The organism is Chlamydia abortus (assembly GCF_002895085.1).
Lineage (GTDB): Bacteria > Chlamydiota > Chlamydiia > Chlamydiales > Chlamydiaceae > Chlamydia > Chlamydia abortus.
Genome location: NZ_CP024084.1, coordinates 530,829 through 557,238 on the forward strand (window position 1 = coordinate 530,829; position 26,410 = coordinate 557,238).

Here is a 26,410-nt window from a genome sequence, read left to right on the forward strand (position 1 = left end):
AATTTGAATACACTGAATGAGGGTCTCAGATGGTGCTCTCAGAGCAGTTTCCATGTTTTCGACACCAGTTTTCATTTTCTATAGAGATGGGTTTCATACTCCTTGTGTTTCAAGAAGTCTTCCTTCTAAGTTCTTTCTTTTTTTTTAGATTTTTCTTATGGAAATACAAAAATCACTTCTTGCTTATCCCTTGATTCGGAGACTTATGAATTTTGATAAGAATTTAGTAAATGTAGAAACGATGAAGCAGGCAATTTTAAATCGTCTGTATTTTGGTGTAGTTCGATCTCCGGAATCTGCTTCAGCAAGAGATATATTTACAGCAGTTGCACAGACTGTAATGGAATGGTTAGCTAAAGGCTGGCTAAAAACCCAGAATAGTTACTACGAACAAGATGTTAAGCGTGTTTATTATATTTCTATGGAATTTCTACTTGGTAGAAGTTTGAAAAGCCATCTTCTGAATTTAGGAATGTTGGATCTTGTTCGCGATGCTTTAGAGGAATTGCATTATGATTTCGATACTTTAATACAAATGGAAGCAGATGCAGGATTAGGGAATGGTGGATTAGGACGACTTGCAGCGTGTTATTTAGATTCCATGGCGACCTTGGGAATTCCTGCTTATGGATATGGTATCCGTTACGATTATGGTATCTTTGATCAGAAAATAGTGAATGGTTATCAAGTAGAAGCCCCCGATGAATGGTTGCGTTACGGTAACCCTTGGGAAATATGTAGAGGAGAATATCTCTATCCTGTTCGCTTTTACGGTAGAGTAATTCATTATACGGATGCTCGAGGCAAAGAAGTTGCTGATCTTGTAGATACTCAAGAAGTGCTAGCCATGGCTTATGATGTCCCTATTCCAGGATATGGCATAGAGACTGTAAATACCTTACGCTTGTGGCAAGCACAATCCCCACATGGATTTGAGTTTAATTACTTTAATCATGGGAATTATATTCGTGCCATAGAAGACATTGCATTAGTAGAGAACATTTCTAGAGTATTATACCCTAATGATTCTATTTCTGAGGGGCAAGAGCTGCGGTTAAAACAAGAGTACTTTTTAGTTTCTGCCACAATCCAAGATATTCTTCGTCGATATACGAAAACACATATTTCTTTGGATGATCTCCCGAACAAGGCAGCTGTACAGCTTAATGATACCCATCCTGCATTAGGAATAGCTGAAATGATGCATATCTTAGTTGATAGGGAGGAACTCCCTTGGGATACCGCTTGGGATATGACCACACGCATTTTCAATTATACAAATCATACGATATTGCCAGAAGCCTTAGAGCGTTGGTCTATCGATCTCTTTTCAAGACTATTGCCTAGACATTTAGAGATTATCTATGAAATTAATTCTCGATGGTTGGAGAAAGTTTCTCAGAGATTTCCTGGAAATGACGATAAGCGTCGAGCGTTGTCTATTATTGAGGAGGGTTGTGATAAACATGTCAATATGGCCAGTTTAGCAGTTGTAGGTTCGTCTAAAGTTAATGGTGTCTCTGCTTTTCACTCTCATCTTATAAAAACCACATTATTTAAAGATTTCGTAGAGTTTTTCCCCGATAAATTTATTAACGTAACTAATGGGATTACCCCAAGACGTTGGCTCGCCTTATGTAATCCGCGCTTGGATGCATTATTAGAGGAAACGATAGGGAGTGCTCATATTACGGACCTCTCTCAAATTCACAAGGTGCTACCCTTCGCTGATGATGCGAGTTTTCGAGAACAGTGGCATAAAATTAAGCTAAATAATAAGCAGGATTTTGCATTAAAACTTAAAAAAGAAATCGGAGAGAACATAGATCCGTCCTCTATGTTTGATTTTCATGTAAAGCGTATTCATGAATATAAACGGCAGTTAATGAACATTCTTCGGGTTATTTATCTTTATAATGATCTTAAAGAGAATGTATCTTCAAGTATTGTCCCCACAACAGTAATTTTTGCTGGAAAAGCGGCCCCAGGATACGCTTTTGCTAAGTTAATCATTAAACTTATCAATAGCGTCGCCGACTGTGTAAATAATGATCCTAAGGTAAATCAAGTCTTAAAAGTTCTCTTTCTTCCAAATTATCGGGTGACGATGTCTGAGATGATTATGCCTGCTTCTGATATCTCTGAGCAGATCTCTACAGCAGGTATGGAAGCTTCCGGAACGGGAAATATGAAATTTGCGTTAAACGGTGCCCTAACAATAGGAACCATGGATGGAGCCAATATAGAAATGTCGGAATATATTGGTAGGGACAATATGTTCATTTTCGGTTTGCTAGAAGAAGAAATCGCAAAAATCAGGCGAGAGTATTACCCACAGGCTATATGTAATAACAATCCCAAGATTGCTCATGTGTTAAAATTACTAGATCAAGGATTTTTCAACACTTCAGACAAAGACCTATTCAAGCCTATAGTACATAGATTATTACATGAAGGTGATCCATTCTTTGTTTTAGCGGATTTAGAATCGTACATTAAAGTGCATGAATCTGCGGCTACCTTATTCCAACACACAGAAGAATGGGTGAAGAAATCGATATATAACGTAGGCGGTATGGGCTTTTTCTCTAGTGATAGAGCTATTGCTGACTATGCCAGAGATATATGGAATGTTCCGACTCATCATAAATCTTAAGAAAAAGGCGCTGCTACTCAAATAGGCAGGACTTGTACTAGCAACGCTTGTTGTGGAAAAACCCGCAACTTTTAATTTAATAAAAGGACAGAAGGAGCTTCTAAAATTTTCTGTAATCGTTTCATAAACATGGCTGCAGGATATCCGTCAATCACACGGTGATCTATAGATAATGTCAATATACATGTAGAACCAACTATAATCTCTCCATTGATAACTACAGGCTCTTCTTGAACACTACCTACAGTAAGAATAGCTGCTTGAGGGGGATTGATAATGGCTGTGAATGCGGTAATTCCCGTCATGCCTAAATTGGAAACACAGAAAGACCCGCCTTTATACTCTTCCTCTTTTAAAGATTGAGATTTAGCTTTAGCAGCTAAGTTTTTAATCTCGGCAGAAATCATACCTATATTCTTACGGTCAGCACAGCGTACAATAGGCGTGATCACACCATCAGGAATAGCCACAGCAATTGAAATATCGATAGTTTCAAAACGTACAATGGTATTATCGACGCTATTGAAACCTGAATTGACTTCAGGAAACTCTTTTAAAGCTAAGGCGCAAGCACGAACAATACAGTCATTAATAGACAGCTTAATTCCTTGGACCTGTAATTCTTTAAGTAAGGCAAGTAACGGCGAAGCATACACTTTTTGTGTTACATAAAAATGTGGAATAGAGGCTTTTGCAGCTTGTAGCCTCTGTGCAATGATATCTCGAATAGGAGAAAGAGTTTCCTCGTGATAGGATCCAGGATGCACTTCAGGAGCTTCAGGGTAACCAAAACCGGCAATACCTTTGGTAGGAGCTTTATCCAGGTCTTTTTCAACAATACGTCCGCCAGGACCGCTACCTTTGATTCCAGAAATATCCAGGTTTCTTTCCTTCGCTACACGTTTAGCTAGGGGAGAAATGGGGGATTTTGAAGAATCTACTTTTAAAGATAGAGGTTTAGACAGAGGAGGTTCAGGTTTAAATTGAAAGGCTAGCTGCGTAGGGGCAACGTATGGTTGTGCTTTCGTGACTTCTTCTTTTTCTTCTAGCCGCACATTTTCTATAGAAAGTTCTGGCTCGGGAGTTTTAGGAAGGATATGATCTAAGTCAAAAGACTCATCCTTCTCAGAAGATATGACAGCTATGGGTGTGCCGATCTGTACTTTTGTTCCCTCTTTAACAAGACAATCCCGGAACCAGCCCTCTTCAGTTGCCGTGTGTTCTAGCACAGCCTTATCTGTGGATACTTCTAAGAGAACGTCACCAAACTCTATCTTATCGCCATTGTTCTTATGCCATTTTACGATTGTTCCTACTTCCATGGTTGGAGAAAGTTTCGGCATTTTTAATAGAGAAATCACAAATTTACCTCATGATTTTTTCGATAGTGTCTAAAATACGATTCGCATTGGGCAGAGTTGCTTGCTCTAATGTCTTGTTGTACGGCATAGGAGTTTCTCTTTGGCATACTCTTAAAGGAGGGCTGTCTAGGTAATCAAAAACATGTTCTGTAATTTCCGTAATGATTTCGGCAGAGATCCCTGCAAAGTAATGACCCTCTTCTACAACTATACAATTTCCTGTTTTCTTTACTGAAGAAAATATTCCAGAGATATCTAGTGGCTTGATTGTGCGTAGATCAAGAATTTCTATGGAAAGACCGTAACGCTGTTTCGCAACCTTTACAGCTTGTTTTACAATAGAAACCATTCGACCGTAGGTGATAATTGTTAAATCTTTGCCCTCTTCCACGATCTGAGACTTCCCAATAGGGATTAAGTATTCTTCGACAGGGACTTCGCATTTGAGATTATACTCCAACTCGTTTTCTAAGAAGAGAACAGGGTTGTCATTTCTAATAGCAGATTTTAATAGTCCTTTAGCGTCATAAGAATTGGATGGGGAAATAACAATCAAACCGGGGATGTTAGCATATAGGGCCTCAACACAATGAGAGTGCTGACAAGAGACTTGTGCTGCCGCTCCATTAGGACCACGAAATACAATCGGAACTGAAAACATGCCCCCAGTCATATAATGCATTTTTGCGGCGTGTGAAATAATTTGATCTGCAGCCACTAAAGAAAAATTCCAACTCATGAATTCTATAATAGGACGCAAACCAGTTAATGCCGCTCCAATTCCTATTCCGGCAAATGCTGCTTCACTAATTGGTGTATCAATAACTCGTGATGACGACCACTTATCTAAAAGGCCTTTTGTAACTTTATAAGCACCATTATATTCAGCGACTTCTTCTCCTAGTATACATACATTAGGATCCCTCGCCATTTCTTCATCAATAGCTTCTCTAATAGCTTCTCGGATTTCTAATGTAACATACTTAGGCATACACACCTTCTTCTAATGTAGCAATCGTTGGTTCTGGATCTGATTTTGCTTCAGTAAAAGCTTTTAAAACCTTATTCTTACATTCCTCACGTAATGCTTGAAAACTTTCTTCTGACATTACTCCCAACTGGATCAGCCATTTTTTAGCGAAAACGATAGGATCTTTTTTGATCAGGCATTCCATTTCTTCTTTACTTCTATACAGGTTGGGATCGGAAATGGAGTGTCCTCTAAATCGAGAACATAAGCATTCAACAATGACGGGGAGTCGCGTCTTTTGCATGTACTCATAAGCTTCTTTAAAGCCTAAAAGACAATTGAAAAGGTCAAAGCCGTTTAAAGTGAATGAACGTATACCGTAAGAAGCTCCTTGGGATTCTCCTATCGGTTGCTTTGCAATAGCATGATTGAGAGCAGTCCCCATGCCCCAGCCATTATTTTCTATAATCAGCATTAAAGGGAGGCTATGTAGAGCAGTAAAATTTAACGTTTCGTGAAATACCCCTTGAGCCACTGCTCCATCTCCCATGAATCCTAGAGAGATCTTATCTTCACCCCGATATTTGATAGCGAATGCTGCTCCTGCAGCTAAGGGAATTTGACCTCCTACGATTCCAAATCCTCCTGGGAAATTTGGACCACACATATGCATAGACCCGCCTCGACCTAAGGCGCAACCGGTTTCTTTACCTAGTAATTCTGCTGCAAGGGAGCGAAGGGGGATATTCAGTAATACGGCAAGAGCGTGACAGCGGTAGGAAGAGAAAAACCATTGATCTAATCCTGTATTAGCCAATGCTGCGGTAGCAACCGCTTCTTGACCACTATAGGAGTGGTAAAAACCACCAACCAAACCTTCCAAATATGCCTCTTCTCCTCGTGTTTCAAACTCACGAATGAGTAACATGTATTTCAAGAGTTCTACACAACGAGGGGGGCCATATATATCAATAATGTTTTTTACAGTTGCTTCATCAGATGCTTTAGAAGCGATATTGTAATGAAAAGCGTCGGGCATATCTTGATACGAGAGTTGCGTCAAGGATTAAGTTCACTCTATTATAAAGTCATGGATTTGAAAAGACAAGACCAAAAAAGTAATTAAGTTTTTTAAAAAAAGAAAAATCTTTAATATCTCCCCATTTGTGTATTTCTGACCAAGAAGTAAAGGATCGTGGACACATGGACGTTTTTAGCAGACTAAATCGTCAGAATCATTTTTATGTGGAACAGATAGATGGTGTCATGAGAGATCCAAATTCTCCCACTGACAACAACAAGAATAAAGATAATGAACTCAAGAAAAAATTATTAACTATAACTAAAAGGGTAGTTGCCTCGGCTCAAGAATTTCAACATGGGAGAGAAAGTGCTAGTAACTATTTAAAAAAAACTCAATGGATGCCCTATAAAAACGAGGAGTTAGAGGAAACAAGAGAGCTATTTTCTTTACTTACTTCCATGGATAAGAAGTTAGCTCAATTATTTTTTTATCTTCCCTCTTGTGGAATAGAGTGGGGGGATTTTGTGACTTCAGTTGAACAGATAGAACAGAACTACGGTTTAGGTGGAATATTATTTTCTTGTGGTTCTTTTGAAAAGCAATGTAGGTATATTCGTGATTTCAACAAGTCTCAGATCATGCATTTACTTTTGGGATGTACTGTTCCTCACAGCTTAGAATTTTACTTATTGGAGCGGGATTTATCTTTAATGGACTGCAAAAATCTGTATGAGCTAGGCATTGGCTTAGGAGAGCTACTTAAAGATTATGGGGTGATGATTTCCTTAATCTTTCAAGAAATAGCTAGTATGGATATGTCCAACTATTCTGAATTGCTGAGGGGACTAAAATATTCAGGTAACATACAAGGAAAACTACATCACTGTGATAGTTCTCCTACAACAATCACCCCGAGTCCTATAGCTTTGCGTTATAGCTTAGCAAACACCATACGAGGTTTAGCTATTGACGTAGACTTCTCAAGATTGAAATTTATGGGATGTTCTATGTTAACGAATGTGGAGAACACAATAAAAGCATTAAATCACGGAGTCGAGTGTTTCACTTTTTCTAATCTTAAAGAGTTTAAGAAGGGAATTAAGGTACTCACTCAATTAATTAGTACAGGTCAAGTTAGTCCGGCAATTGTCAATAAAAGCGTGATCAAAATTCTCACCTTGAAAAGACGCTTTAAATCTATACGTTTATAACTTTATTAGGGGGTTATTTGTAATTCTGTAGATTGTGCAGATAATCCCTTAACCTTTTCTTCTAACATTCCTAAACGTTCTTCTAATTTAGGTAGACTACGGATTTTAGCAACTTGACGATGGATTTCTTGATATGGACGAGCGGGAGCTCCTCCATAGATACCAGGAGAGCTTATAGATTTAGTAACTCCAGTTTGAGCCATCATAATTACATGGTCTGTTATTGAAATATGACCTGTAATTCCTGTTTGCCCTCCAATAATAACGTGGTTACCAATTTTTGTAGAACCAGCGATTCCTGCTTGCGCAACAATCATACTATGTTTCCCTACTTCCACATGGTGAGCTATTTGTACTTGATTGTCGATTTTCGTACCTTCACGTATGACGCTATTTTTGAAACGCCCTCTATCTATGGTCGTATTCGCTCCTATTTCAACATCATCTTCGATAATCACTTTTCCCAAATGCTTGAGATGTTTATGCCGGCCAAAAGCATTGGTAATGTAACCAAAACCACAGGAACCGATAACAGCTCCAGGCTGAATGATCACACGCTTACCGATCTCTACACGTTCGCGAACGACTACTTTAGGATGTACTAAACAATGTTCTCCAAGAGTAGAATATGCGCCTATAACACTACCAGTGCCTATGTAGGTAGAATCTCCAATACATGCGTGTTGGCATATAACAGCATAAGGCTCTATACAAACATCTTTACCTATGGATGCTGTGGGATGAATAACGGCTGTAGGATGAATTCCTGGGAACCCTGAGTCAACAGGGGAAATGAATAATTCTATGCATTTCTGAAAAGCTATAGATGGAAATTCCGAGACTATAAGGAAATTCTTATTTAAATGACCGTACTTTTGAGCTTGAGCCTTTGATAAAATAATAGCCCCAGCTTCAGTAATCTTGATAAAACGCGCATATTTTTCATTATCAAGAAACGTTACATGGTGAGCTTTAGCTGCACTTATCTCTTCAACACCAGAAATAGGAGTTTCTGTATTTCCTTGAACTTCAACTTTTAATAAGTCTGCTAACTGTTGAAGAGTATAGACCAGCTCTTGAGGCATACAAAACTCCTTGGTTCTTGAAGTATCTTAGTTATTTTTGAAAGATTCATCAAGAATTTTGATAATCTCATCAGTTTTATCAGCGCTAGAATCAATGGATAGAACCACTTCATCGTTCAAGATCGCGTACAAACCTGTTTGTTCTCTTACTTTTGCAGAAGCTTTTTTTACTTCTTGTATGAGTTTTTGAACTCTTTTCATGTTGGTTTGGTTCAACATTTGGTAGTATTGCGATTGTAAAGCATTGTATTCTGCGGAAAGTTCCTCGAACTTTTTTCTTAATTCTTCAGCAGCTGAAGTAGAGAGACTCTCGATATAATCTTCGTCTTGTAATTTGTTATAAAGTGACGACAGTTCTTCTTCCATTTTTTCAGAATTTTTTGAGAACTGTTGTTTCATGTTTTCTAGCTCTTCCGTTTCTTTTTTCCCAAAAGCAGATTCTTCTAAACAACGCTTCAAACTGACAACGCCCAAGACACCCTTGTTAGAGCTTTCATCAGCACAAACTTGCTGCATACCTGCTAAAGTTAGAAAAGTTAGAAAAACAGAGCCTAATGATTTTTTCATATTAACCTTTATAAGATCTAAGAGATGAATGGCTTTAGATTAGCAAAAGCTCTCTCTGAAGACAACCAAAGATTTAGAGCTTTGCTACTTTCTTTCACAGCTATATTTAGAAGACGCCTCCTAAAGCAAAGAAGAATCGTTGTGAAACATCAATTTTTTCGCTCTCAAACATTTCTGTGGGGCGGAATGGCCAACCAAATCCTAACATAACTGGAACATTGTTCATGACATCAAAGCGTAGACCAAAGCCAGCACTTCCACAAAGATCTTTCAAACGGATAGTGTATTCTTTCAGTCCAATAAATCCTGAATCTAGGAAGACAAAAGCACTCACGTTAGGTTGATTGATTAAAGGATACTGGAACTCTTCAGTAAGTAGGAGAGAAGATAATCCTCCCTGAGGTTCTGTAGGAGAGAATTTAGGACCAATGATAAATGGTTTATATCCACGAACAGTGGTTTCTCCACCCAAGAAAAAGCGTTCACTAATAGGGATACCTTCTATAGTTGTATCACCAAAAGGTTTAAGGAACTGAGCTTCTCCTTTGATTTTCCAAACGCCTTTTTTTGTTAGCTTACGATAAATCGAACTGTTTACCGAGAGCTTTGTAAAGTGGTAGGTACCACCAAGACCAGAAACTTCGAAATTTATGCTACTACGTATACCTGTGGTAGGGTTTCTAGGGTTATTTACAGAATCGTAATTTAAATTTACACCGGCAGCAGATATAAAGCCTTTATTCGCAGCAAGATCTGGTCCAGCTTGATCTTTTTTCTTCTTGTATAAGCTAGTTTGTGTACCTCGGTAATAGATACCATATTTTAATTGTTGATTTAAGATATACGTCGTACTGACATTTCCACCATAAGTCTCAACGGAATAATCCTTAGAAAGGGCTCTATTGATAGACTTATCAAGTTCGACACCTAGAATCCACGGTGTATTTAAAAAGTGAGGCTTTGTCCATTTAAGAGTATAGTCAGTGACTTTATCCCCAAAGTTTGCTTTTAAGAATAAATACTCTCCGCCACCTCTTAGACATTTAAAACCTTTAGAGAAGAAATGTCTGACACCTAAAAGATCAAAATTGCTTTCAGAAAGCTCGATTCCTCCAAATAAATTGTCTAAAGAGCTAAAGCCTAAAAATAAGCCTAAGTTTCCTGTTGTCGTTTCTTTAACTTCTATGAAGATATCACGATACTCTTCAGCATTATCTAATGGATCCAATTGAGAACGTGCTGTGTATACACTAACACTTTGGAAATAACCAGTATTTCTGAGGCGTTGCTCAGTATCTTTGAGTTTTAATCTGTTGAAAGTATCCCCTGGGAATAGGCTGCTTTCGTGTAAAATCACATCATGTTTTGTATGTGTATTTCCCGTAATTTTGATTAAACCAACCTTATAGGGAGATCCTTCACTTACCTGGTAAGTTACGTCGTAAACAGGACGTGAGGCATGGGGCGAAAATGTTACGTCAACATTAGTGTTAATGTAACCATACTTGGCATAAATATTCTTAATTTTTTGTGCGCCTTCCCATATGTTTTCAGGGCAGTAAACATCATTAGGACCTGCAGATAATTGTTTTTCTACAAGGCGTCTAGGCAGCACATCGAATCTTTCAATATGTACGTGACCTAAAGTATACAGCGGGCCTTTCTCAACATCCATGTAGAGTACGATATTTCCACATGCGTCTACTTCACGTCTTGGAGTAACTATTGCGTCAGCATAGCCTAGATTATGTAAATAATTGGTGATGGCAAACGAGTCTTGTTCAACAATATCAGGATGATATAGACCATTTCCTGTAAACCAACTCGTAGTTTTTGAGTACTGTTTGGTCAGAATCAGTTCTTTGACATCAGCTTTTTCAGATCGATTGAGACCAGAAATCTCTAATTTTTTAATTTTACCACAAGGACCTTCTTGAATCTGGACAAGGACATCAATGTAACCCTTGTGTTCATTATGATCTAATTCATAACAGAGTTGTGATTCAAAAAAACCGCGTTTAAGGTAGTAAACTCTAAGCTCATCAAAATTTTTTAAGAACTTTTCTCTATCAAATATATCGTTTTCGTAGATCTGTAGAGTTTTAAGAATCTTATGAGAGGGGATGGCTTCATTCCCTACGATAGAAATTTTTCGAATGCATGGCTTAGCGACAAGAAGCAAAGAAATCGTAGTTTTGCCATTAGAAAAATCAACTTTTGGTTCTACTCTATCATAATCTTTGGATAGATTGCGTAGATCTTCATCAAAATCTGCTTGAGAAAACAAAGAGCCACTTTTCGTCTTTAATTTCGGTAGCGGATGTTTGTTTAAAGAATTTTCACCCTCAGTTGTAATCGTAATGGATTCAACTAGTGTGTATCCTTCCTTAACCGTTTCTGTAGCCGCTAGAGCTAATGGGGCGTGGATTAGCGCCAAAACGGTAAACCGCAGAATAACTTTATTTCGCATCATGAACATTCGAAAGAATTTCCCCTAGGCAGAAAAACTTGTTTATTGAAGTAAGCACAAAAATAAGGACTAGGATGTTTTTTAACAAGATCTTACTATCTTAAACATGGAAAGTGCTTTTAGAGATACTTATGTTTTTATAACCAAAAAAACTAAAAGCGCAAAGGTTTTATTTCAAGTTTAATATGGGTTTCTTCCAGAAAAGGCTCTAGCAAGTGTCCCAGAGTCTATATAATCAAAAGACAATCCTATAGGCAAACCTAGAGCTAAACGAGAAACTGAGGCGGAAGAATGGGAAAGTTCTTGTTTTAAGAAAAGAGCCGTAGCATCTCCTTCTAGAGTGGCGTCCAGAGCTAAAATAATTTCTTTTGGTTTTAAAAATTCTATACGTTGTTTTAGTAAATGCATTCTTTCTGCATCGATATGTCTTCCCGTTATTGGCGATAGTAAGGCTCCTAAGACATAATAGTGACCTTGGAAAATTTGGGAGCGTTCTAAAGAAAAAATATCTTTAGGAGTTGCTACGATACACAATATAGACGTGTCTCGATTGTTTTGACAAAATGAGCACACGCTTTCTGGATGACTTTTTAAGCAAAAACACGTGGGACAATGGCTGCGTGCAGCAGAGAGCTCAGAAAAAGCTTTCCCCATAGATTCTAATTGATCCTTATCCCAATCCAATAATTCAAAAGCGAGTTTTTCTGCTGTTTTAAATCCTATTCCAGGAAGTTTTCTAAGCAAAGAGATGAGTTTGGATAAATAGTCAGGATACTTTAACATTTTAGAAATCTATAATTTTTTATTGCACCTCAGGGTCGCAGAAAGGGCTTAAATACTTAAAATAAAAGTTAGGGTATAAACTCTTTGAATAGTATACTAGCTTTTTTCTTTATTTGTGGTTATGCGTGAAAAAAACAAGAAAGGCATCTATATGGGCTACAGGTTCTTATTTGCCCGAAAAAATCCTATCTAATTCTGATCTTGAACAGATGGTTGATACTTCGGATGAATGGATATTAACAAGAACCGGAATCAAAGAAAGGCGTATTGCAGCAGCGAATGAATATACTTCCATCATGGGAGCTAAAGCTGCTGAAAGAGCAATACAGAAAGCAGGTCTAACTAAAGACCAAATAGAATGTATTATTTTTTCTACATCGGCCCCCGATTATATTTTCCCTTCAAGCGCGGCCTTAGCTCAAGCTTATTTGGGAATAAAAGACATTCCAGCATTTGATTGTATGGCTGCGTGTACTGGTTACTTATATGGCTTATCAGTGGCTAAAGCCTATGTTGAATCAGGGATGTATAATAATGTCTTGCTGATTGCAGCAGATAAACTCTCTTCTTTTGTAAATTATAAGGATAGAAACACCTGTGTTCTTTTTGGGGATGGAGGTGCTGCCTGCATTATTGGAGAGAGTCGTCCTGGAGCTTTAGAAATCACTAATGTGAATTTAGGAGCAGACGGAAGCGTAGCCGATCTATTGAGTCTTCCTGCTGGGGGGAGTCGTGTTCCTGCTTCCCAAGAGACTTTAGAAGCGGGTAAGCACTACATTTTTATGGAAGGTAAAGAAGTGTTTAAACATGCGGTAAGACGCATGGAGTCCGCGGCTAAAACTTGTATTGCTGGCGCTGGAATTGAAGAAAGTGACATAGACTGGTTGGTTCCTCACCAAGCAAATGAAAGAATTATTGACGCTATAGCTAAACGTTTTGAAATCGACGAAGGTAAAGTATTTAAGACGTTGTGTAAGTATGGAAACACAGCTGCTTCTTCTGTATGCATAGCTCTTGATGAGTTATTGCAATCGCATATAATTCATGCTGGGGAATACCTGCTTCTAGTTGCTTTTGGAGGAGGGTTATCCTGGGGAGCAGTTGTTTTACAACAGGTAGAAAGTTAAATGACGAAAAAAATAGGATTTTTATTTCCAGGTCAAGGTAGTCAATACGTTGGTATGGGTAAAGATTTAGTAGAGAACTATCCAGAAGCAGAAAAAGTTTTTGCTTTGGCGGATGAGACTTTAGGGTTTTCTTTATCCTCAATTATGTTTCATGGGCCTGAAGAGAAGTTGCTTGAAACTGCATATAGCCAACTCGCCATATACTTACATAGTTTAGCTGTGGTTGAAATTTTATCTTCCAGAACTTCTATAACCCCTGCAGCGGTTACAGGTTTAAGTCTGGGAGAGTATACTGCTCTCGTGGCTTCTGGACGCATTTCTCCAGTTGATGGCTTTGATATTATTAGTAAACGTGCTCAATTTATGAATCAGGCCTGTCAAGAAAATCCTGGTGCTATGGCAGCAGTTTTGGGATTGACCGCAGACGTTATTGAGCAGAATTTAGAAAGTTTGGGAGAGGGGATTTGGGTTGCCAACTACAATGCTCCTAAACAACTAGTTATTGCTGGTCTAAGAGAAAAAATAGAAGAAGCTGTTAAATTATTTACAGATTTAGGAGCCAAAAGGGCGATACTATTAAAAGTATTTGGAGCTTTTCATACCCCACTGATGCAGTCAGCTGAAGATAAGTTAGCGCCGTACTTATATAATTTGCATATGCATAGTTCTGAAATTCCTTTTGTATCTAATGTTACAGCTAGCTTTCTAAGGAATAACGATGAAATTCTTCAGTGTTTGGTCAAGCAAATGACTTCTCCCACGTTATGGTATCAGAGTTGTTCTAAAATAGATTTGGAAGTTGATGAATTTTTAGAACTTGGTCCGGGTAAAGTTCTTGCTGGATTGAATCGTTCTATAGGATTAAATAAACCCATTAAAAGTTTAGGTACAGTAGAAAGCATCAATAATTTTTTATCAGGGCTATAGATATATGAATGGTATATTGTCGGGAAAGAAAGCGATCGTTACAGGGGGATCTAGAGGTATAGGATTTGCCATTAGTAAGCTTTTTGTAGAGCAAGGTGCGGACGTTGAGATTTGGGGAATAAATGACGAGGGTGGTAAGCAGGCTGCTCAAGAGTTATCGAAAATAGGAAGACCCGCGACTTTTGCTAAAGTTGATGTGAGTAAGAGTCAATCTGTAAAAGATGCTGTTCAGAATTTTATTACAGCACATGGTAATATTGATATTTTAGTAAATAATGCGGGGATTACTCGAGATAATCTTTTAATGCGTATGTCTGAAGAAGAGTGGTCCGCTGTTATTAACACTAATTTAAATTCCCTATACTATGTATGTTCTAGTGTGATTCGTCCCATGATTAAAGCTCGTTCTGGGTCGATCATTAACATTAGTTCAGTTGTTGGTTTAATGGGGAGTCCAGGGCAGACCAATTATGCAGCTGCGAAGGCTGGTATTATAGGGTTTAGTAGAGCTTTAGCTAAAGAAGTTGCTGCAAGAAACATTAGAGTGAACTGCATAGCTCCGGGGTGTATTGATACTGATATGACCAGGGTATTAAATGATAATTTAAAAACTGAATGGTTAAAAAATGTTCCTATGGGGAGAATGGGTTTTCCTGAAGAAATTGCTAACGCAGCGTTATTTCTTGCTTCACCCTTATCTTCTTATATAACTTCTCAGGTATTGAGTGTTGATGGAGGTATGACATACTAAGTAGGTTAAAAACAATCTAGATTGAAAAATTAGATTTCTGTGATACTAGCTGTTTTTCTCTTTTTTAGGAAATTTTAGGTAATTGTGTAGATAAAACATAAGGATATAGCAATGAGTTTAGAAGATGATGTAAAATCGATTATTGTTGAGCAACTTGGGGTAGATCCGAGTGAAGTAACTGAGAATTCTTCATTTATCGAAGATCTTAATGCTGATAGTTTAGACTTAACAGAGTTAATTATGACTTTAGAGGAAAAGTTTAACTTTGAAATTTCAGAACAAGATGCAGAAAAATTACGTACTGTGGGTGACGTTCTCGCATATATTAAAACACGTCAGGGTCAGTAGTTGGGACTACTTCCTTTTGAGGTGCGTTTGTATCCTTAGTGCATAATTTCCACTAAAATAGCGCACCATTTCTTTTGTTTTTTCTTTACACGACTATTTTCTTCATGCATTCAGGAATGCATATGAGACTGTCTTTTATGAGATGGGATGTCTAAAAGTAATTTGCTTAGCGTACAGCTCTAGAAGCGATAGAGCTACCGAGGGGCATTCCTCAACAATACTCAGAAATTGTCCCTTACTTAAAGTGAGGGCACGCACTTGAGTTATTGCTTCCGCATTATATTCTCTGGGTTTATTGCTGAATAAACTTTCTTCTCCAAAGCACTCTTGCGATGAAATTGTCACAGATAAGGAGGAGTTGTTATCGGTAATTTTGACGTAACCTTCTACTATAATGTATAAGCTGAAACTCGGTTCTTCTGTAGAGAATATTTTTACTCCGGGTTTAAAGATCATGATTTCAGTTTTATCTGAAATCGCAAGGAGAATATCCATATCTAAAGAATTAAATATAGGATTTTTCTTTAGAAGGAAGGCGCGGTCAATTAAATTCATCAAGAGACTCCTGGCTAAATAGTAAAGAAAGAAACTAGACTGTCAGAGTCATCTTTATTGTGATTTGTATGCTCTTCATCTAAAGTCGAATACGGTGGTACCGGTTGAAAATCAGCGTCACAATTGGCTAATTCTTCCTTTAACTGTCTGGCTGTAAGTTTACTTAAATATGAAGGAGAATTCTCCATCATATTCAATAACTCTTTTAATGTTAAAGGAATAACTCCACATTTTAGGTAGTATTTTTCACTACGCTTTCCAGGATTATTAATGAAGGGATCAAGTAGAGCAAATAAATAATCATCGCAATTTTTTTCTAGAGATTCTAGTGCTTGTGCTTTTGCTTTTTTATTTTTTCCTGTTAGGGCTCTGATCAGTATATCAGAGTGTTCTACAGATCCTAAAATACCTAGGAATTCAAACATGAAGTTCACTTCAGATTGATAGTTTGATTCTAAGGTATTAACTAATAGGCTGAGGTTGTATTTAGGATAGGATTTTTGAATATAATTTTTATGGTAATCATAAAAAATGGCTTTTAAAGCTTTAGATTTTACGATTTTATAAGCATGTTTTTTAAAGAGTTTGTTATCAATTTTACAAAGTGCTTTGGCAGCAAGAATACGACAACGGTTGTGTATGTTATTATCGGAAAGAATCTGAAGGAAGGAGGTGGCCGTTTCTTTAGGCAATCCTATAATAATCGACTCAGCTTGTTTCCTTGAGGCACTTTTTAATAATGATGTGGTGATTAGGAATTCTTTCACTAATGAAGCGTCTAAAATCACACTAATTGTTTTTAATAGATAGTCACACGCTTCCTCGTTATGCAGATGGTGTCTTAGTACTTGTAGTAATTTCTTACAATAAGGCTTGTGTATGGTTTTCACCGATGCTTGTAAAGCCTTACATGTTTGAATAAAAATCTCGTTATCCGTGTTGTCTAAAAATTCGACCAAAGTAGAGAAATTATCAGGATTTTTCTCTAGGGTTAAAATAGAAAGTCCGATGGATACTATATGGGAATCTGCAGAGGTGAGGAGTTCTTTAAGACGTGCATCTGCAATATCACGATATTGTCCACAGATTTCTTGCCGGCGGACTGTAAGAATTGCGGCCAACAATTTCTCTCCGGGTTCATCATAAAGGTCTTCAGAAATGTCAGAGATACCTAATAGGTCATGTTCTGCAAAATAGAGATGTATCCCGGCAGCAATTGAAGGGTGTGGTGTAGTCATTGACCATCGTTTTAGAAGCTCTAGAGTAAGAAAGTCTCTTGCCCAGAGACTATTCTTTAGCATTTCCATAGTTTTTAGCTTACTCGGCAAGCTAAGCTTATTCATATGAGCTAATAAACTAGGGAGGACACTACGACTACCAAGGTTTAGCAAATGTTGGAAAGCAAAGATTTGATGTTTTTCATGTTGATGCTTTAGATGAGTAAGTAGCAACAGTTCTGTTTGCCTCTTCTCTTTTAAAGTCATAGATTTTATCCATTCGAACATGTTTTTTTTCAGATGAATCGCTTGAGACGATAAGTTTCTCAAAATGGCTTTAGCGTAGTATGACCGTAATAAACAGGCCAAGACGACTGTGACGAGGGAGATAACAAGGCAAACTGTATATTGGTAGGAAATAGCGAAACATAAGAGAGCCCAAACGAACATGCCTATGGGCTCAATAAAGCACTCTATGGCAATTCTAATCTGATTTCGAATACTGTTAGGCACCCCATAAATCAGCAACTGTAGGTTGTTATCATCTAAAGCATAAGTCAATCCTTCACGAGCTACCATACCGACGGTTGCAATTCCAAGTGAGGTTTTAAATGACCAACAGAAAAATAGGCTAGTAAAGCATAGAGGGGCAAAAAGGATAATATTGTTCACGCCCATATTCTTTACAATTCTGCTGTAGGCAAATAGAGCGAAGCACATGTTTGTTAAAGAAATCCAAGATGACCACTTTGTGATATGTGCTGTAAGTTCGTATGTGTCTCCTTCAGCGAAATGCTGTTCGAAGATTTTTAAGTAATTAAACTCTGTTGCGATGGCAAGTAGCTGCATTAAGAAATAAAAGCATAGCAAATAGAAGGTGTAGCTATCTTTTAAGCAGAGTTTAAAAGCTTTTGAAGCAGAAGGAGGATGACCAGTGTCTAAAAAATGGTCGTGATCTTCGGATAACTCCTTTAGAGATTTAGATACGTAGTGCACAATGGGGTAGCAACTTAACAGGATCACAACAAAGAGGATAAGAATTCTTTCAATCCCTATGTATTGAATTCTGTTCACAATTCCGCAACCAATAGCGTCCCCTAAAAATATGATGGCATTGAATATACTGAAATGTCTTTTAGCATCTTGAATATTAAAGAATTGGTCTACGAATCCCCAGAAATTTGTATAAGCCAATATGATAGAGCTCCATACGAGCATGCGGTAAATCAGTAGTCGTGTTGAGGGAATTTGACTACAGGTTACTGCGTAACAACAAAGATAGAGGTTGCATACAACGATGCTGGTTATGGGCAGTAAGAATAATGCCTTTGGAGCAACTCTTTTTTTGAATAAATTGTAAAGAATAAGTGAAGAGAGAAGACATAGAATTGATGATGAGCCCAAGTAAATGGAGGGTAAGCCTTCTGTCCCGACGTTTTCGAGAAAAAGCCCTTCACTTAAGGCTAGGGAGCCATAGCAGCCCATTCCCCAAATTAACCCTAAAGCTAAAAATAGAAGGGCTCTTTTCTCTTCTCCATGATGCAGATTCAATAGCAAGCGAAGGGCTTTTTGCATGGCAAACCCACCTAAGAAAATAATATATTAACTGATAAAATTAATTAATTTCAAGGTGAGTCTAAGTGATTAAACAATAATAAATTTTATGCAATTTATTTTTTTAATTCCCTGTTAATCTCGTTTCGATAGGCAAGGGTTTGTGATGACGAATTAATGAAACGCAAAGCACGCTAATTAAGCAGATCACCGTAACTATTGAGGCGCTAACAATAGCCCATGTAGAATTTGCTGTATTAACTAAAATGGCAGCAACTTGAGGTAGTACGCCGGCGAGCCCTAAGGAAGCTAAAACAATAATGATAATAGCAACCAAAGAAATGGCTAGAAGAAATGCTGATAAAGCCATAGGACCACTGCAAACGCCCACTGGGGAAGATAACCCATGTAGTTTTGTCTTGATTGCAGCCACTTCAGTTCTTAGTTCAGAAACGACTGCGGAAGTATTTGCCATGTGCGATTGCATAATACGCATCAGGTAGCTGTGATCTATTGTTCCAGAAGTTGAGCCCGGAACGTGAGGCCATCCTGATGAATATTGCTGCTGTAGACCGGATATAGTCGCCTGAATAGTAGATAACTGCGCTGAAATTTCATGCGCACTTAATGGAGGTAGTGATGTATCGGTTGTATTTAAATCGGTTCTTACAGAGGTCATAATGTCTAACTTCTCCTAAGTATTCTTTTATAATAATCAAGCTTCTATTTGAGAATTGTTTACCACGTAGATAGCCGGTCTGCTTCTTAGTAAAGAAGTAATAGATACTGTGCAGAGAATCATGATGGAAACTGATGCACATGAGATAATAGGTAGAGAGATACAGGCACCGACTGTGTACATATTCAGTAGAGAAATAAATAGAGGGAAGCCTCCGCAAACAGAAACGATACAAATAACAAGCATGGCGATAGCAATGAGAGCTAAAAGTGTTAATGCCACTGCCACAAGTTTAGAGCAAGTGGAGGTAGGCGTGGAATCCATCGTGTAAGTGACGTCATTTTCAGAATGAGGGGATTCCGTCTTGGGATTTCCGCGCGATTCGAACAATAGCTCTGTGACTGTACTTAAACACCTTTTTAGATTGTCTACTTCCTCTTTTAAAAGAGCGATATTATTAGCTGCATGATTTCCTATGGCAACTGCTTGAAAAGCAGATCTATCTAATAAGTTAATTCTCTCTTCGATTTGCCTCACGCGATTATCTACTATGTTTATTCTTTCGTTGAAGCGTAGTAAGACTCTATTTAAACCTTCTTGGTCGTGGGGTTGATTGGATGACGACAATGGCGTGGTTGTTGACATATGCTTCCTTACGTTGCTTTGAGAAAAGATAACAAAACTTAAAGCAGAATATCTTAAAGAACAGAATATATCAAGACATAAGCTTTTAATTATCTAAGTTGTATAAAGAAAAACACTTAGAAAGTTTTTTATTTAAGGACCATAAAATAACTAACCCTATAGACCATTGTAAAACCAAACTAGAAAGACTGTAAACAGATATAGGATTCCACCAATCGCCGTCTTCAGGGAAAAGCCCTTCGTAAAAATACCAACATAGTAAAGCAGTTCCTTCAATAGGAAGTAAATATTTTATTATATAATCGAAGGATGTGTTGAGGTGTATATCTCCGGGTACAGCGTTAATAATTTTCTTTTTTAAATGTGGTAACCCGTAATGTATGGCTGCATAGATAAAAATAAGGCCGTTGAGAATTAACCCTATCCCCCAGACAGTGTCTTGGTTCGCAAATACTGCCAGACTTAAAGAAGATGGCACGCCAAGAATAAAGGCGATAATTGTGGCGGATAACTCGGCTATGTGTTTTTTGACGCCGAACTCTGAGAGCGTTTGCGAGAACAAAAATAACATAGAAATCATGGATGAAAGAGCCGCCATAGCAAAAGCTAGGAAGAATATAGAGCTGAAAATAGTAGGTAGATAGGCAGAACCTGGAACTCGGGTGAATAATTCTGGAAGATAGATAAAAGCGATGCCTATACTGGATGAGCCTGCACCTTGTTGTAATTGTGTTGTGCCCAAAGTATCCAATGAAGCGCACGTAGCAAATACAATGACTCCCATAATTAAGGAAACGAGGTTATTAGATATTGCTGTAAGAGCTCCGTTGCTGACTACACCCGTTTTTTTTGAGGCAAATCCTGAATATACTAGGAGTAATCCCCAACCAGCTCCTGTATCCCAGGCATTTTGGGTTAGAGCTTCTAACCACAATTTGTAGCTTGATAATGAGGTAAAATCTAGGGTAAAGAGCTGCTTGATTCCTTGCATGGCGTTAGGAAGCGTAATAGCTCGTAGGAGTAAGACGAGAGTACAGACAAAGAACGAGGGGATAAGAATTTTATTGCATTTCTCAATGCCTTGTACAATGCCCTTACGAATGATCATATAAGCTAAAAACAGAGATAGGAAATGAAAGAATAGAGGGGAAAGGCTTTGATAGTGTGTTTCCCACAATTGAGAAAAGTCATTCCCAGCATAAATTTTTCCAGAAATAGAGTAGTAGAAATAGCTTAGACCCCACCCAACAATATTCGAGTAATAAGCAAGAATACACGTTGTTACTAACGTAATAAAGCCTCCTAACCAGGCATATTTTGGACCTGCTGTTTTAATTAGGGTGCCTATAGGAGCTTTCTTTGTTAATTTTCCTAGAGAAAGCTCTATGATAATGAGAGGAATAGACCAGATAAATAAAAAAAGAAGCCAAATTAAAATAAAGGCTCCATTGCCATTTTGTGCTGCAATTCTAGGAAAACGCCAGATATTGCCAGCACCAACGGCTATGCCCATCATGGAGAAAATAAAGCCTAGTCTAGAAGAAAAATGGGTAGAATTTTTGCTCATTACATTTACTCTAATTCAATCAACTTATCTGAAAAGTGTTTGTTTGTCATACTTACAACACAACAATCAGACCAGACATTTAGAGATGTTTCGATCATGTCCAAAACGGTATAGAAAGGAAGAATTAATCCTAATAAATGTAGGGGAATGTGCATGGAAGTAATCAGAGAGGAAGCTAGGAAAAAGCATCCCATGGGTACCCCTGCATTTCCGATAGCACATAGCGTCGCAATAAAGATCCAACCGATCATTGAGAAAATAGAGAAACTCATACCGTGTGATATGGCAACAAAGAGCACGGTAATTAAGATAAAGGCTGCACAACCATTCATGTTAATTACAGAACATAGAGGAAAAGCGAGTCTTGATAATGATGGTTTGATTTTGAGTTCTTCCTCAGCTAATTCCATTGTTAAAGGTAATGTAGACGCAGAAGACTTTGAAAAGAAAGCTGTAATTAATGCGGGAGACATGCTTTTAGCTATTTGGATAGGGGAAAGCTTATTGGCTTTCAAAAGCCATGGAAGGACAATACATCCCTGAATGAAGTTCGCTCCTACGACACAAAGGAGATACTTACTAAAAATCACTAAGTTCCCTTGGCTGTGCGTGACTTCTCTATAGAAGAGAATAGAAAAAGCCATGGTGGCTGGGATCAGTAATTTCAGTACCCCCTTAGCCACATTGAGAAGAATAGAAAAAAACGTTGAGAATAGTGTTTGAGTGAAGTGTTTTTCTTTTTCAGCGAGGAAGAGAGAGGAAATTCCTAATAAAGCAGCTAGAAATGTCGCTGAGATAACATTATTGTCCAAAAATGGTTCAAGAATGTTTCCAGGAATTGTATTGGCCAAGACCTTAAGGTATCCCGTTGAGCAAACGGCTGAAGCAGACCCTGCTGCTTCTTCTAACGGCATAACAGGGTAGATGACAAGGAATAGTCCTAAACCAATCGTCGCAGCTATGATAGTCGTAAGAAGCGTGTAATAGAGTACTTTGCTGCCTAAGGACAACATTATTTGAAAATTTTTAATTGATGTGATCGTAGAGCCAATAGCAAAAAACACTAAAGGAAGACTTAAAAATTTTAACAACTTTAAAAAAATTCCTGATACAATCTCTGCGCTTTGAAATATCAAGGGGATATTAAGAGAAGCGAGAACCAATCCTACTAACATACTCCCTAATAATAAGAGATTGTAATTCGATTTCGCGATTTTCTTTCTCATGATTGGCACTAAAAAATTTTTAATAAAAGTGAAATGAGAGTATAGTGATTCGGGAATTTCTTTTCTTTGAAATAAAATAAAATAAAACTTTTTTAAAGTGCAGCATGTCGTGTTTTAATTTGCCTTCAGTTAACCAAAGATTATCTCCTGTTGGACCTGACCATTTTCCGAACGAAACAAGTTGGAAAAATGTGTTTGAGTCCAAGATTATCAAAAACTCTCGCACTCATTTGGAATTAGAGAGATATCAGGCAAATCGCCAAACACGTGTTGCCGTCATTGCTTTATGCGTGCTGATCACTTTAGTTTTATTAGCTATGCTTCTTGGAACTTTACAAATCCAAGCTTTTGTCATGACATGGGTTTCGGTTGTTGTGGCTGTAGCGATTCCTACTATTTTACTTACAGGTGGAATGTATGTCTTGTATAGGATTAGCAAGAAAGTCGATGTGCTTTCAGGATCAGTGATCAAACCTTTTGGGAATAGGGTTTGGGCTCCCATGCCAATATGTCACTATTATAAACCTAAAGCTGAGCAAAAAGAACGCGTTCAAGAAAGAATTCAAGAAACTCATATAGATTTGTCCACTTTGGATGAAAATGGTTCTGGAGTGGCATTGGTATATTTTTATCCGGATGGTATAGATTATAGAATCCCAACCTTTGTCTTTCCTTTAATAGCGGCTCCTTTTCTTGTTCTGATCAAAATGGTCTATAATTTGATCAGATTTATAGTGATTCCTTTTTATATACTTTTCCAGATGGTCTTGCAGTGTTTTTCAAAAGCAGATGTCTCTAAAGAAGATCGTTTTATTTTCAAGGATATAGTTCGAGAAATGTCTAGATCTCTTGTGAATTTTCTGAAGGCTCCTTTTTATGGCACAGCTTCAATGATGGCAGTCTTTTATGGTTTGTTGAATCCTCTAGGAGGGCGAGTGGCCTATAGTTGTGTTGAAAGAGCTTGGAATGATGATGTGATTCGTTCTCGTGGCTGGTGGTTGGCAGTTCCTCAACGTAATTTTCAATTTGAAGGAGGAGGTACACGACAAGGATTAGGACAATTCAGTTATTACTTAATTGGATGTTTTCAACCTATTGGGATGTTTTTATTTAGACAAGGACAGATTGTGTCAGGTGCTCATACGTCGGTGCAGTACTATCCTAAAGAGAATCTACCTATTTATCCAGGAATAGCTGTCGTTCCTGCTCCTGAAGTTGAAACAGGTCATGATGAAGGGGAATCGGTCGATACTGGGAATGTAGAGTTAGAAGAATTGGTCTAGTCAGTTTTCTTGTAAACTCCCATCTAAAATATTTTTGATGAAAAACTTAAATGCGTTAAACTAGCCTCAAAGTTTTTCTGTCGGACACTTTTACGTTTACTATCTAGGTATATGAGTTTTGAACTTCTAAGCTTTTTGTCTCAGAAAACCTTCAACAGTAGTATAACTTGGAGTTGTATCCGCTAGGGATAGAAACTCAATCTTTTATGGTATCCTCTAAGTTGTATGAGGAAGAGAATATGACAGTACAGCAGTCACAAGATGGGATCATCCTTACCTTTCATTTCTTCTAAAAATTTTCATGGAGAATCCGATATAATTCCCGAATTCGGTTGTCCAGCGGCATTCATAAAATTCCTTATTTCCGAGTTAGTCGACCTTGAAGGTCGTTCAGAGATCGCTGAGGGCTATTTATCTTTATCAGAGAGCCTATTGATGCTTTCCCGAGATCATATAGTGGTCTTAAAAATCATCATTTTCTACGGGATGAAGTATGGAGTGAATAAGAAAAATTCTCGAATTCTAGTCGATGTTTTAGCATACATAGATCTCTTATTTAAAAAATTAGGTATTAGTTCTTCGGATAGACTATCCTTGTGTTCTGCTAAAGTGTGCGCGAATTTTGAGTTATTTTCTTTAACTGGCGACACCAAATTCTTTGATCAGGTCTTTAAAGATTTTCACGTCCTAGAACAGTTACTTAAGATTCATCCTCATTTGCATGATAGATTAGGTTGGGAGCATTTTCGTCGTGGAGAAAAACACGAAGAAGTTTCTTATTTAGCCACTGCGTATGTATATGAGATTGTAGGAAAATCTTACTTAACTTTGTATTGTAAAAGCAAAGAAACGGGAGCTCTTATACGAAGCTCACAATGTTTTTCTAAGGTATTAAGTCTAGTTTCAAATCGAGCAAGTGCTCACGCGGATTATGCGGAATGTTTGCAATTTTTCGGTCTAGACTTGGGAAAGTCTTCTTATATAGAACAAGCTATAGATCATTTGTCTAAGGCGATTTTTCTTAGCTTTAATCGCCATATGGATAGCGGTGCTCATGAGAACTATCGCTATAACTATGCTTTAGCAGTCGTCAGATTATTTGATCTAACTTATGAAAAAGAGCATTTCTATCAGGCGAATAGGATATTGTATCAAACGGTGCAAGCCTATCCTCATATTGCTGAGTTGTGGGTGTTATGGGGGGAATTGTTGATTCGTTCCGGTTGGCTTAACAGCAGCATGAAGCACATAGAAATGGGGTTGGATAAGCTGGCATCTGCACAGAAAAAAGGAGCCGACCCGATTATTTTATCATCTCTTCTCGCCAATGGAATAGCCGTCCTTGGGTTGTATTTAGACGAACCAAATCTGTTTAAAGAAAGCCGTACGCGCTTAGTTGCTGCAATGCGAGCTTTCCCTGGGAATAGTCATTTAATTCAAGCGTTAGGGGTGGTGCAGCTTTGTTCAGCTTTATATTTTGGTGATGATGCGAATTTTGCAGCTGCGGCATCTTGTTTTAAATCTTGTATTGAATGGGATGCAGAAAATATCCACGGGTGGCAGAAGCTTTTTGATGTATATTTTGCTTGGGGAGTAAGAAAAAAAAGTGAGAGGTTGTTGCACAAAGCTGTGGATATTATGAAGAGGTTATGTGCTTTACGCCCCGAAGTGTTTTTATTTTGGAGTGATAGAGGCTTAGCTTTAAAATGTTTAGCTGAAGCAACAACAGATCTTGTTTATAAAGAAATTTATTTAGAAGAATCGTTATTATACTATCGTAAAGCTTGGGATCTTACCCATCGAATAGAAATTTTAGAATTGTGGGGACATTCTTGTTATTTATTAGCATATCTTCAAGAGTCTCTTGAATATTATGATCAGGCTTATACTTTATTATTTGCTATAGATGAAGATAAACGGTCGTTAAGGGCCAAGATCATTATCGCGTCTACTCTTTTAGGAAAAGGGAAACTATTAGAAGATGAGTCTTTGGTTGAACAGGCTTTAGTTATTTTAAATTCGTTAATAGATGAATGTCCTGATCAAGAAGACTTACTACTCTTATTGGGAGAGGCGTGGCTATTTTTATTTTGGAAACGACGTTGTTTGGAATCTGAGGAATTAGTTAGGCTATATTTAGAACGGGCAATTGCCTTAGGGTGTAGCGAGGCTTATTACACTCTAGGTAAGTTTTATGCTGTTAAAAAAGAGATAGGTCAGGCTTGGGCCATGGTGATGCGCTCTGTAGATTTTGGTTTTAAAATTACAGAATCGCGGTGGTTAAATGATCCGTGTTTAGCGAATTTGCGCGCGGGGCACGAGTTTCATGAAGTTGTGGCTAATCAAAGAGGTAAACTATGGTGGGCGAACAAAACAGAGGCGAAGAGAAACTAGACGCAGCTCT

21 protein-coding genes are annotated in these 26,410 nt (G+C 37.8%); 8 read left to right on the forward strand and 13 right to left on the reverse strand.

All coding sequences use genetic code 11. From position 1 onward, the window contains the following. Positions 1-205: 205 nt before the first annotated feature. Complete coding sequence (locus CHAB577_RS02460; RefSeq protein ID WP_041461359.1) at positions 206-2,656, forward strand: glycogen/starch/alpha-glucan phosphorylase; 2,451 nt, start codon at positions 206-208, stop codon at positions 2,654-2,656. Positions 2,657-2,727: 71 nt separating this feature from the next. On the opposite strand, the gene CHAB577_RS02465 is transcribed toward CHAB577_RS02460, so the two are convergent. From CHAB577_RS02465 to CHAB577_RS02475, 3 genes are read right to left on the reverse strand one after another with little or no spacing between them, the layout of a single operon-like run. Then, positions 2,728-4,017, reverse strand: coding sequence for a pyruvate dehydrogenase complex dihydrolipoamide acetyltransferase (locus CHAB577_RS02465; protein ID WP_011097093.1), 1,290 nt, complete (start codon positions 4,015-4,017; stop codon positions 2,728-2,730). A 4-nt stretch (positions 4,018-4,021) separates the two neighbouring features. After that, positions 4,022-5,008 (reverse strand): alpha-ketoacid dehydrogenase subunit beta, encoded by a 987-nt coding sequence (locus CHAB577_RS02470; RefSeq protein WP_011097094.1) that lies wholly within the window; start codon positions 5,006-5,008, stop codon positions 4,022-4,024. Further along, positions 5,001-6,026: a thiamine pyrophosphate-dependent enzyme gene (locus CHAB577_RS02475; protein ID WP_011097095.1), complete on the reverse strand. Its 1,026-nt coding sequence runs from the start codon at positions 6,024-6,026 to the stop codon at positions 5,001-5,003. The genes CHAB577_RS02470 and CHAB577_RS02475 overlap by 8 nt, the downstream gene beginning before the upstream one ends. Before the next feature lie 164 nt (positions 6,027-6,190). Between CHAB577_RS02475 and CHAB577_RS02480 the strand changes: the two genes are divergently transcribed. Beyond that, positions 6,191-7,222, forward strand: a complete 1,032-nt coding sequence (locus CHAB577_RS02480; protein WP_086393192.1) for a hypothetical protein — start codon at positions 6,191-6,193, stop codon at positions 7,220-7,222. A 5-nt stretch (positions 7,223-7,227) separates the two neighbouring features. On the opposite strand, the gene lpxD is transcribed toward CHAB577_RS02480, so the two are convergent. The 4 genes from lpxD to recR all read right to left on the reverse strand — a co-directional run bounded on the left by lpxD (position 7,228) and on the right by recR (position 12,127). Next, a complete protein-coding gene (gene lpxD, locus CHAB577_RS02485; protein WP_011097096.1) occupies positions 7,228-8,307 on the reverse strand; it encodes a UDP-3-O-(3-hydroxymyristoyl)glucosamine N-acyltransferase in 1,080 nt (359 codons plus the stop codon). 27 nt (positions 8,308-8,334) lie between these two features. Beyond that, positions 8,335-8,874 carry an OmpH family outer membrane protein gene (locus tag CHAB577_RS02490; protein WP_006344111.1) on the reverse strand — a complete coding sequence of 180 codons (540 nt, stop codon included), beginning with the start codon at positions 8,872-8,874 and terminating at the stop codon, positions 8,335-8,337. 106 nt (positions 8,875-8,980) lie between these two features. Further along, entirely contained in the window at positions 8,981-11,353 is a 2,373-nt protein-coding gene (gene bamA / locus CHAB577_RS02495) for an outer membrane protein assembly factor BamA (protein ID WP_011097097.1), read from the reverse strand. Between the two features lie 171 nt (positions 11,354-11,524). After that, positions 11,525-12,127, reverse strand: coding sequence for a recombination mediator RecR (gene recR / locus CHAB577_RS02500; RefSeq protein WP_011097098.1), 603 nt, complete (start codon positions 12,125-12,127; stop codon positions 11,525-11,527). A 125-nt stretch (positions 12,128-12,252) separates the two neighbouring features. Here recR and fabH point away from each other — a divergent pair, with 125 nt between their 5' ends. The 4 genes from fabH (at position 12,253) to acpP (ending at position 15,280) form a co-directional block, all read left to right on the forward strand. After that, the gene (gene fabH, locus CHAB577_RS02505) at positions 12,253-13,254 is read left to right on the forward strand and encodes a ketoacyl-ACP synthase III (protein ID WP_370737480.1); all 1,002 of its coding nucleotides are present in this window, start codon (positions 12,253-12,255) and stop codon (positions 13,252-13,254) included. Further along, a complete protein-coding gene (gene fabD / locus CHAB577_RS02510; RefSeq protein ID WP_011097100.1) occupies positions 13,255-14,181 on the forward strand; it encodes an ACP S-malonyltransferase in 927 nt (308 codons plus the stop codon). It abuts the gene before it with no gap. A 4-nt stretch (positions 14,182-14,185) separates the two neighbouring features. Beyond that, a complete protein-coding gene (fabG, locus tag CHAB577_RS02515; RefSeq protein ID WP_006344116.1) occupies positions 14,186-14,932 on the forward strand; it encodes a 3-oxoacyl-ACP reductase FabG in 747 nt (248 codons plus the stop codon). A gap of 111 nt (positions 14,933-15,043) precedes the next feature. Next, entirely contained in the window at positions 15,044-15,280 is a 237-nt protein-coding gene (gene acpP, locus CHAB577_RS02520; protein WP_006344117.1) for an acyl carrier protein, read from the forward strand. Positions 15,281-15,415: 135 nt separating this feature from the next. Here acpP and CHAB577_RS02525 read toward each other — a convergent pair whose 3' ends face one another. The 6 genes from CHAB577_RS02525 to CHAB577_RS02550 form a co-directional block, all read right to left on the reverse strand. Next, positions 15,416-15,835 carry a cyclic nucleotide-binding domain-containing protein gene (locus CHAB577_RS02525; protein ID WP_035395300.1) on the reverse strand — a complete coding sequence of 140 codons (420 nt, stop codon included), beginning with the start codon at positions 15,833-15,835 and terminating at the stop codon, positions 15,416-15,418. 14 nt (positions 15,836-15,849) lie between these two features. After that, the gene (locus CHAB577_RS02530; protein ID WP_011097101.1) at positions 15,850-18,627 is read right to left on the reverse strand and encodes a membrane protein; all 2,778 of its coding nucleotides are present in this window, start codon (positions 18,625-18,627) and stop codon (positions 15,850-15,852) included. Positions 18,628-18,730: 103 nt separating this feature from the next. After that, the gene (locus CHAB577_RS02535; RefSeq protein WP_011097102.1) at positions 18,731-19,285 is read right to left on the reverse strand and encodes a hypothetical protein; all 555 of its coding nucleotides are present in this window, start codon (positions 19,283-19,285) and stop codon (positions 18,731-18,733) included. A gap of 36 nt (positions 19,286-19,321) precedes the next feature. Next, positions 19,322-19,930, reverse strand: coding sequence for an inclusion membrane protein IncB (gene incB / locus CHAB577_RS02540; protein WP_011097103.1), 609 nt, complete (start codon positions 19,928-19,930; stop codon positions 19,322-19,324). An 85-nt stretch (positions 19,931-20,015) separates the two neighbouring features. Then, positions 20,016-21,497, reverse strand: a complete 1,482-nt coding sequence (locus CHAB577_RS02545; RefSeq protein ID WP_006344122.1) for a sodium-dependent transporter — start codon at positions 21,495-21,497, stop codon at positions 20,016-20,018. A gap of 5 nt (positions 21,498-21,502) precedes the next feature. Then, positions 21,503-22,723 (reverse strand): dicarboxylate/amino acid:cation symporter, encoded by a 1,221-nt coding sequence (locus tag CHAB577_RS02550; protein WP_011097104.1) that lies wholly within the window; start codon positions 22,721-22,723, stop codon positions 21,503-21,505. Between the two features lie 104 nt (positions 22,724-22,827). Between CHAB577_RS02550 and CHAB577_RS02555 the strand changes: the two genes are divergently transcribed. Together CHAB577_RS02555 and CHAB577_RS02560 are read left to right on the forward strand one after the other, a co-directional pair. Further along, complete coding sequence (locus tag CHAB577_RS02555; RefSeq protein WP_011097105.1) at positions 22,828-24,006, forward strand: hypothetical protein; 1,179 nt, start codon at positions 22,828-22,830, stop codon at positions 24,004-24,006. 261 nt (positions 24,007-24,267) lie between these two features. Beyond that, positions 24,268-26,400, forward strand: a complete 2,133-nt coding sequence (locus CHAB577_RS02560) for a tetratricopeptide repeat protein (protein WP_011097106.1) — start codon at positions 24,268-24,270, stop codon at positions 26,398-26,400. The last annotated feature ends 10 nt before the right edge of the window (positions 26,401-26,410 follow it).

Coding starts and splice junctions, on each gene's coding strand:
- CHAB577_RS02535 (WP_011097102.1), bottom strand. CDS start 19,285: ATGACCTCTGTAAGAACCGATTTAAATACAACCGATACATCACTACCT.
- CHAB577_RS02470 (WP_011097094.1), bottom strand. CDS start 5,008: ATGCCTAAGTATGTTACATTAGAAATCCGAGAAGCTATTAGAGAAGCT.
- bamA (WP_011097097.1), bottom strand. CDS start 11,353: ATGTTCATGATGCGAAATAAAGTTATTCTGCGGTTTACCGTTTTGGCG.
- fabG (WP_006344116.1), top strand. CDS start 14,186: ATGAATGGTATATTGTCGGGAAAGAAAGCGATCGTTACAGGGGGATCT.
- recR (WP_011097098.1), bottom strand. CDS start 12,127: ATGTTAAAGTATCCTGACTATTTATCCAAACTCATCTCTTTGCTTAGA.
- fabD (WP_011097100.1), top strand. CDS start 13,255: ATGACGAAAAAAATAGGATTTTTATTTCCAGGTCAAGGTAGTCAATAC.
- CHAB577_RS02530 (WP_011097101.1), bottom strand. CDS start 18,627: ATGCAAAAAGCCCTTCGCTTGCTATTGAATCTGCATCATGGAGAAGAG.
- CHAB577_RS02460 (WP_041461359.1), top strand. CDS start 206: ATGAATTTTGATAAGAATTTAGTAAATGTAGAAACGATGAAGCAGGCA.
- CHAB577_RS02545 (WP_006344122.1), bottom strand. CDS start 21,497: ATGAGCAAAAATTCTACCCATTTTTCTTCTAGACTAGGCTTTATTTTC.
- acpP (WP_006344117.1), top strand. CDS start 15,044: ATGAGTTTAGAAGATGATGTAAAATCGATTATTGTTGAGCAACTTGGG.
- CHAB577_RS02490 (WP_006344111.1), bottom strand. CDS start 8,874: ATGAAAAAATCATTAGGCTCTGTTTTTCTAACTTTTCTAACTTTAGCA.
- incB (WP_011097103.1), bottom strand. CDS start 19,930: ATGTCAACAACCACGCCATTGTCGTCATCCAATCAACCCCACGACCAA.
- lpxD (WP_011097096.1), bottom strand. CDS start 8,307: ATGCCTCAAGAGCTGGTCTATACTCTTCAACAGTTAGCAGACTTATTA.
- CHAB577_RS02480 (WP_086393192.1), top strand. CDS start 6,191: ATGGACGTTTTTAGCAGACTAAATCGTCAGAATCATTTTTATGTGGAA.
- CHAB577_RS02560 (WP_011097106.1), top strand. CDS start 24,268: ATGGGATCATCCTTACCTTTCATTTCTTCTAAAAATTTTCATGGAGAA.
- CHAB577_RS02555 (WP_011097105.1), top strand. CDS start 22,828: ATGTCGTGTTTTAATTTGCCTTCAGTTAACCAAAGATTATCTCCTGTT.
- CHAB577_RS02525 (WP_035395300.1), bottom strand. CDS start 15,835: ATGAATTTAATTGACCGCGCCTTCCTTCTAAAGAAAAATCCTATATTT.
- CHAB577_RS02475 (WP_011097095.1), bottom strand. CDS start 6,026: ATGCCCGACGCTTTTCATTACAATATCGCTTCTAAAGCATCTGATGAA.
- CHAB577_RS02550 (WP_011097104.1), bottom strand. CDS start 22,723: ATGAGAAAGAAAATCGCGAAATCGAATTACAATCTCTTATTATTAGGG.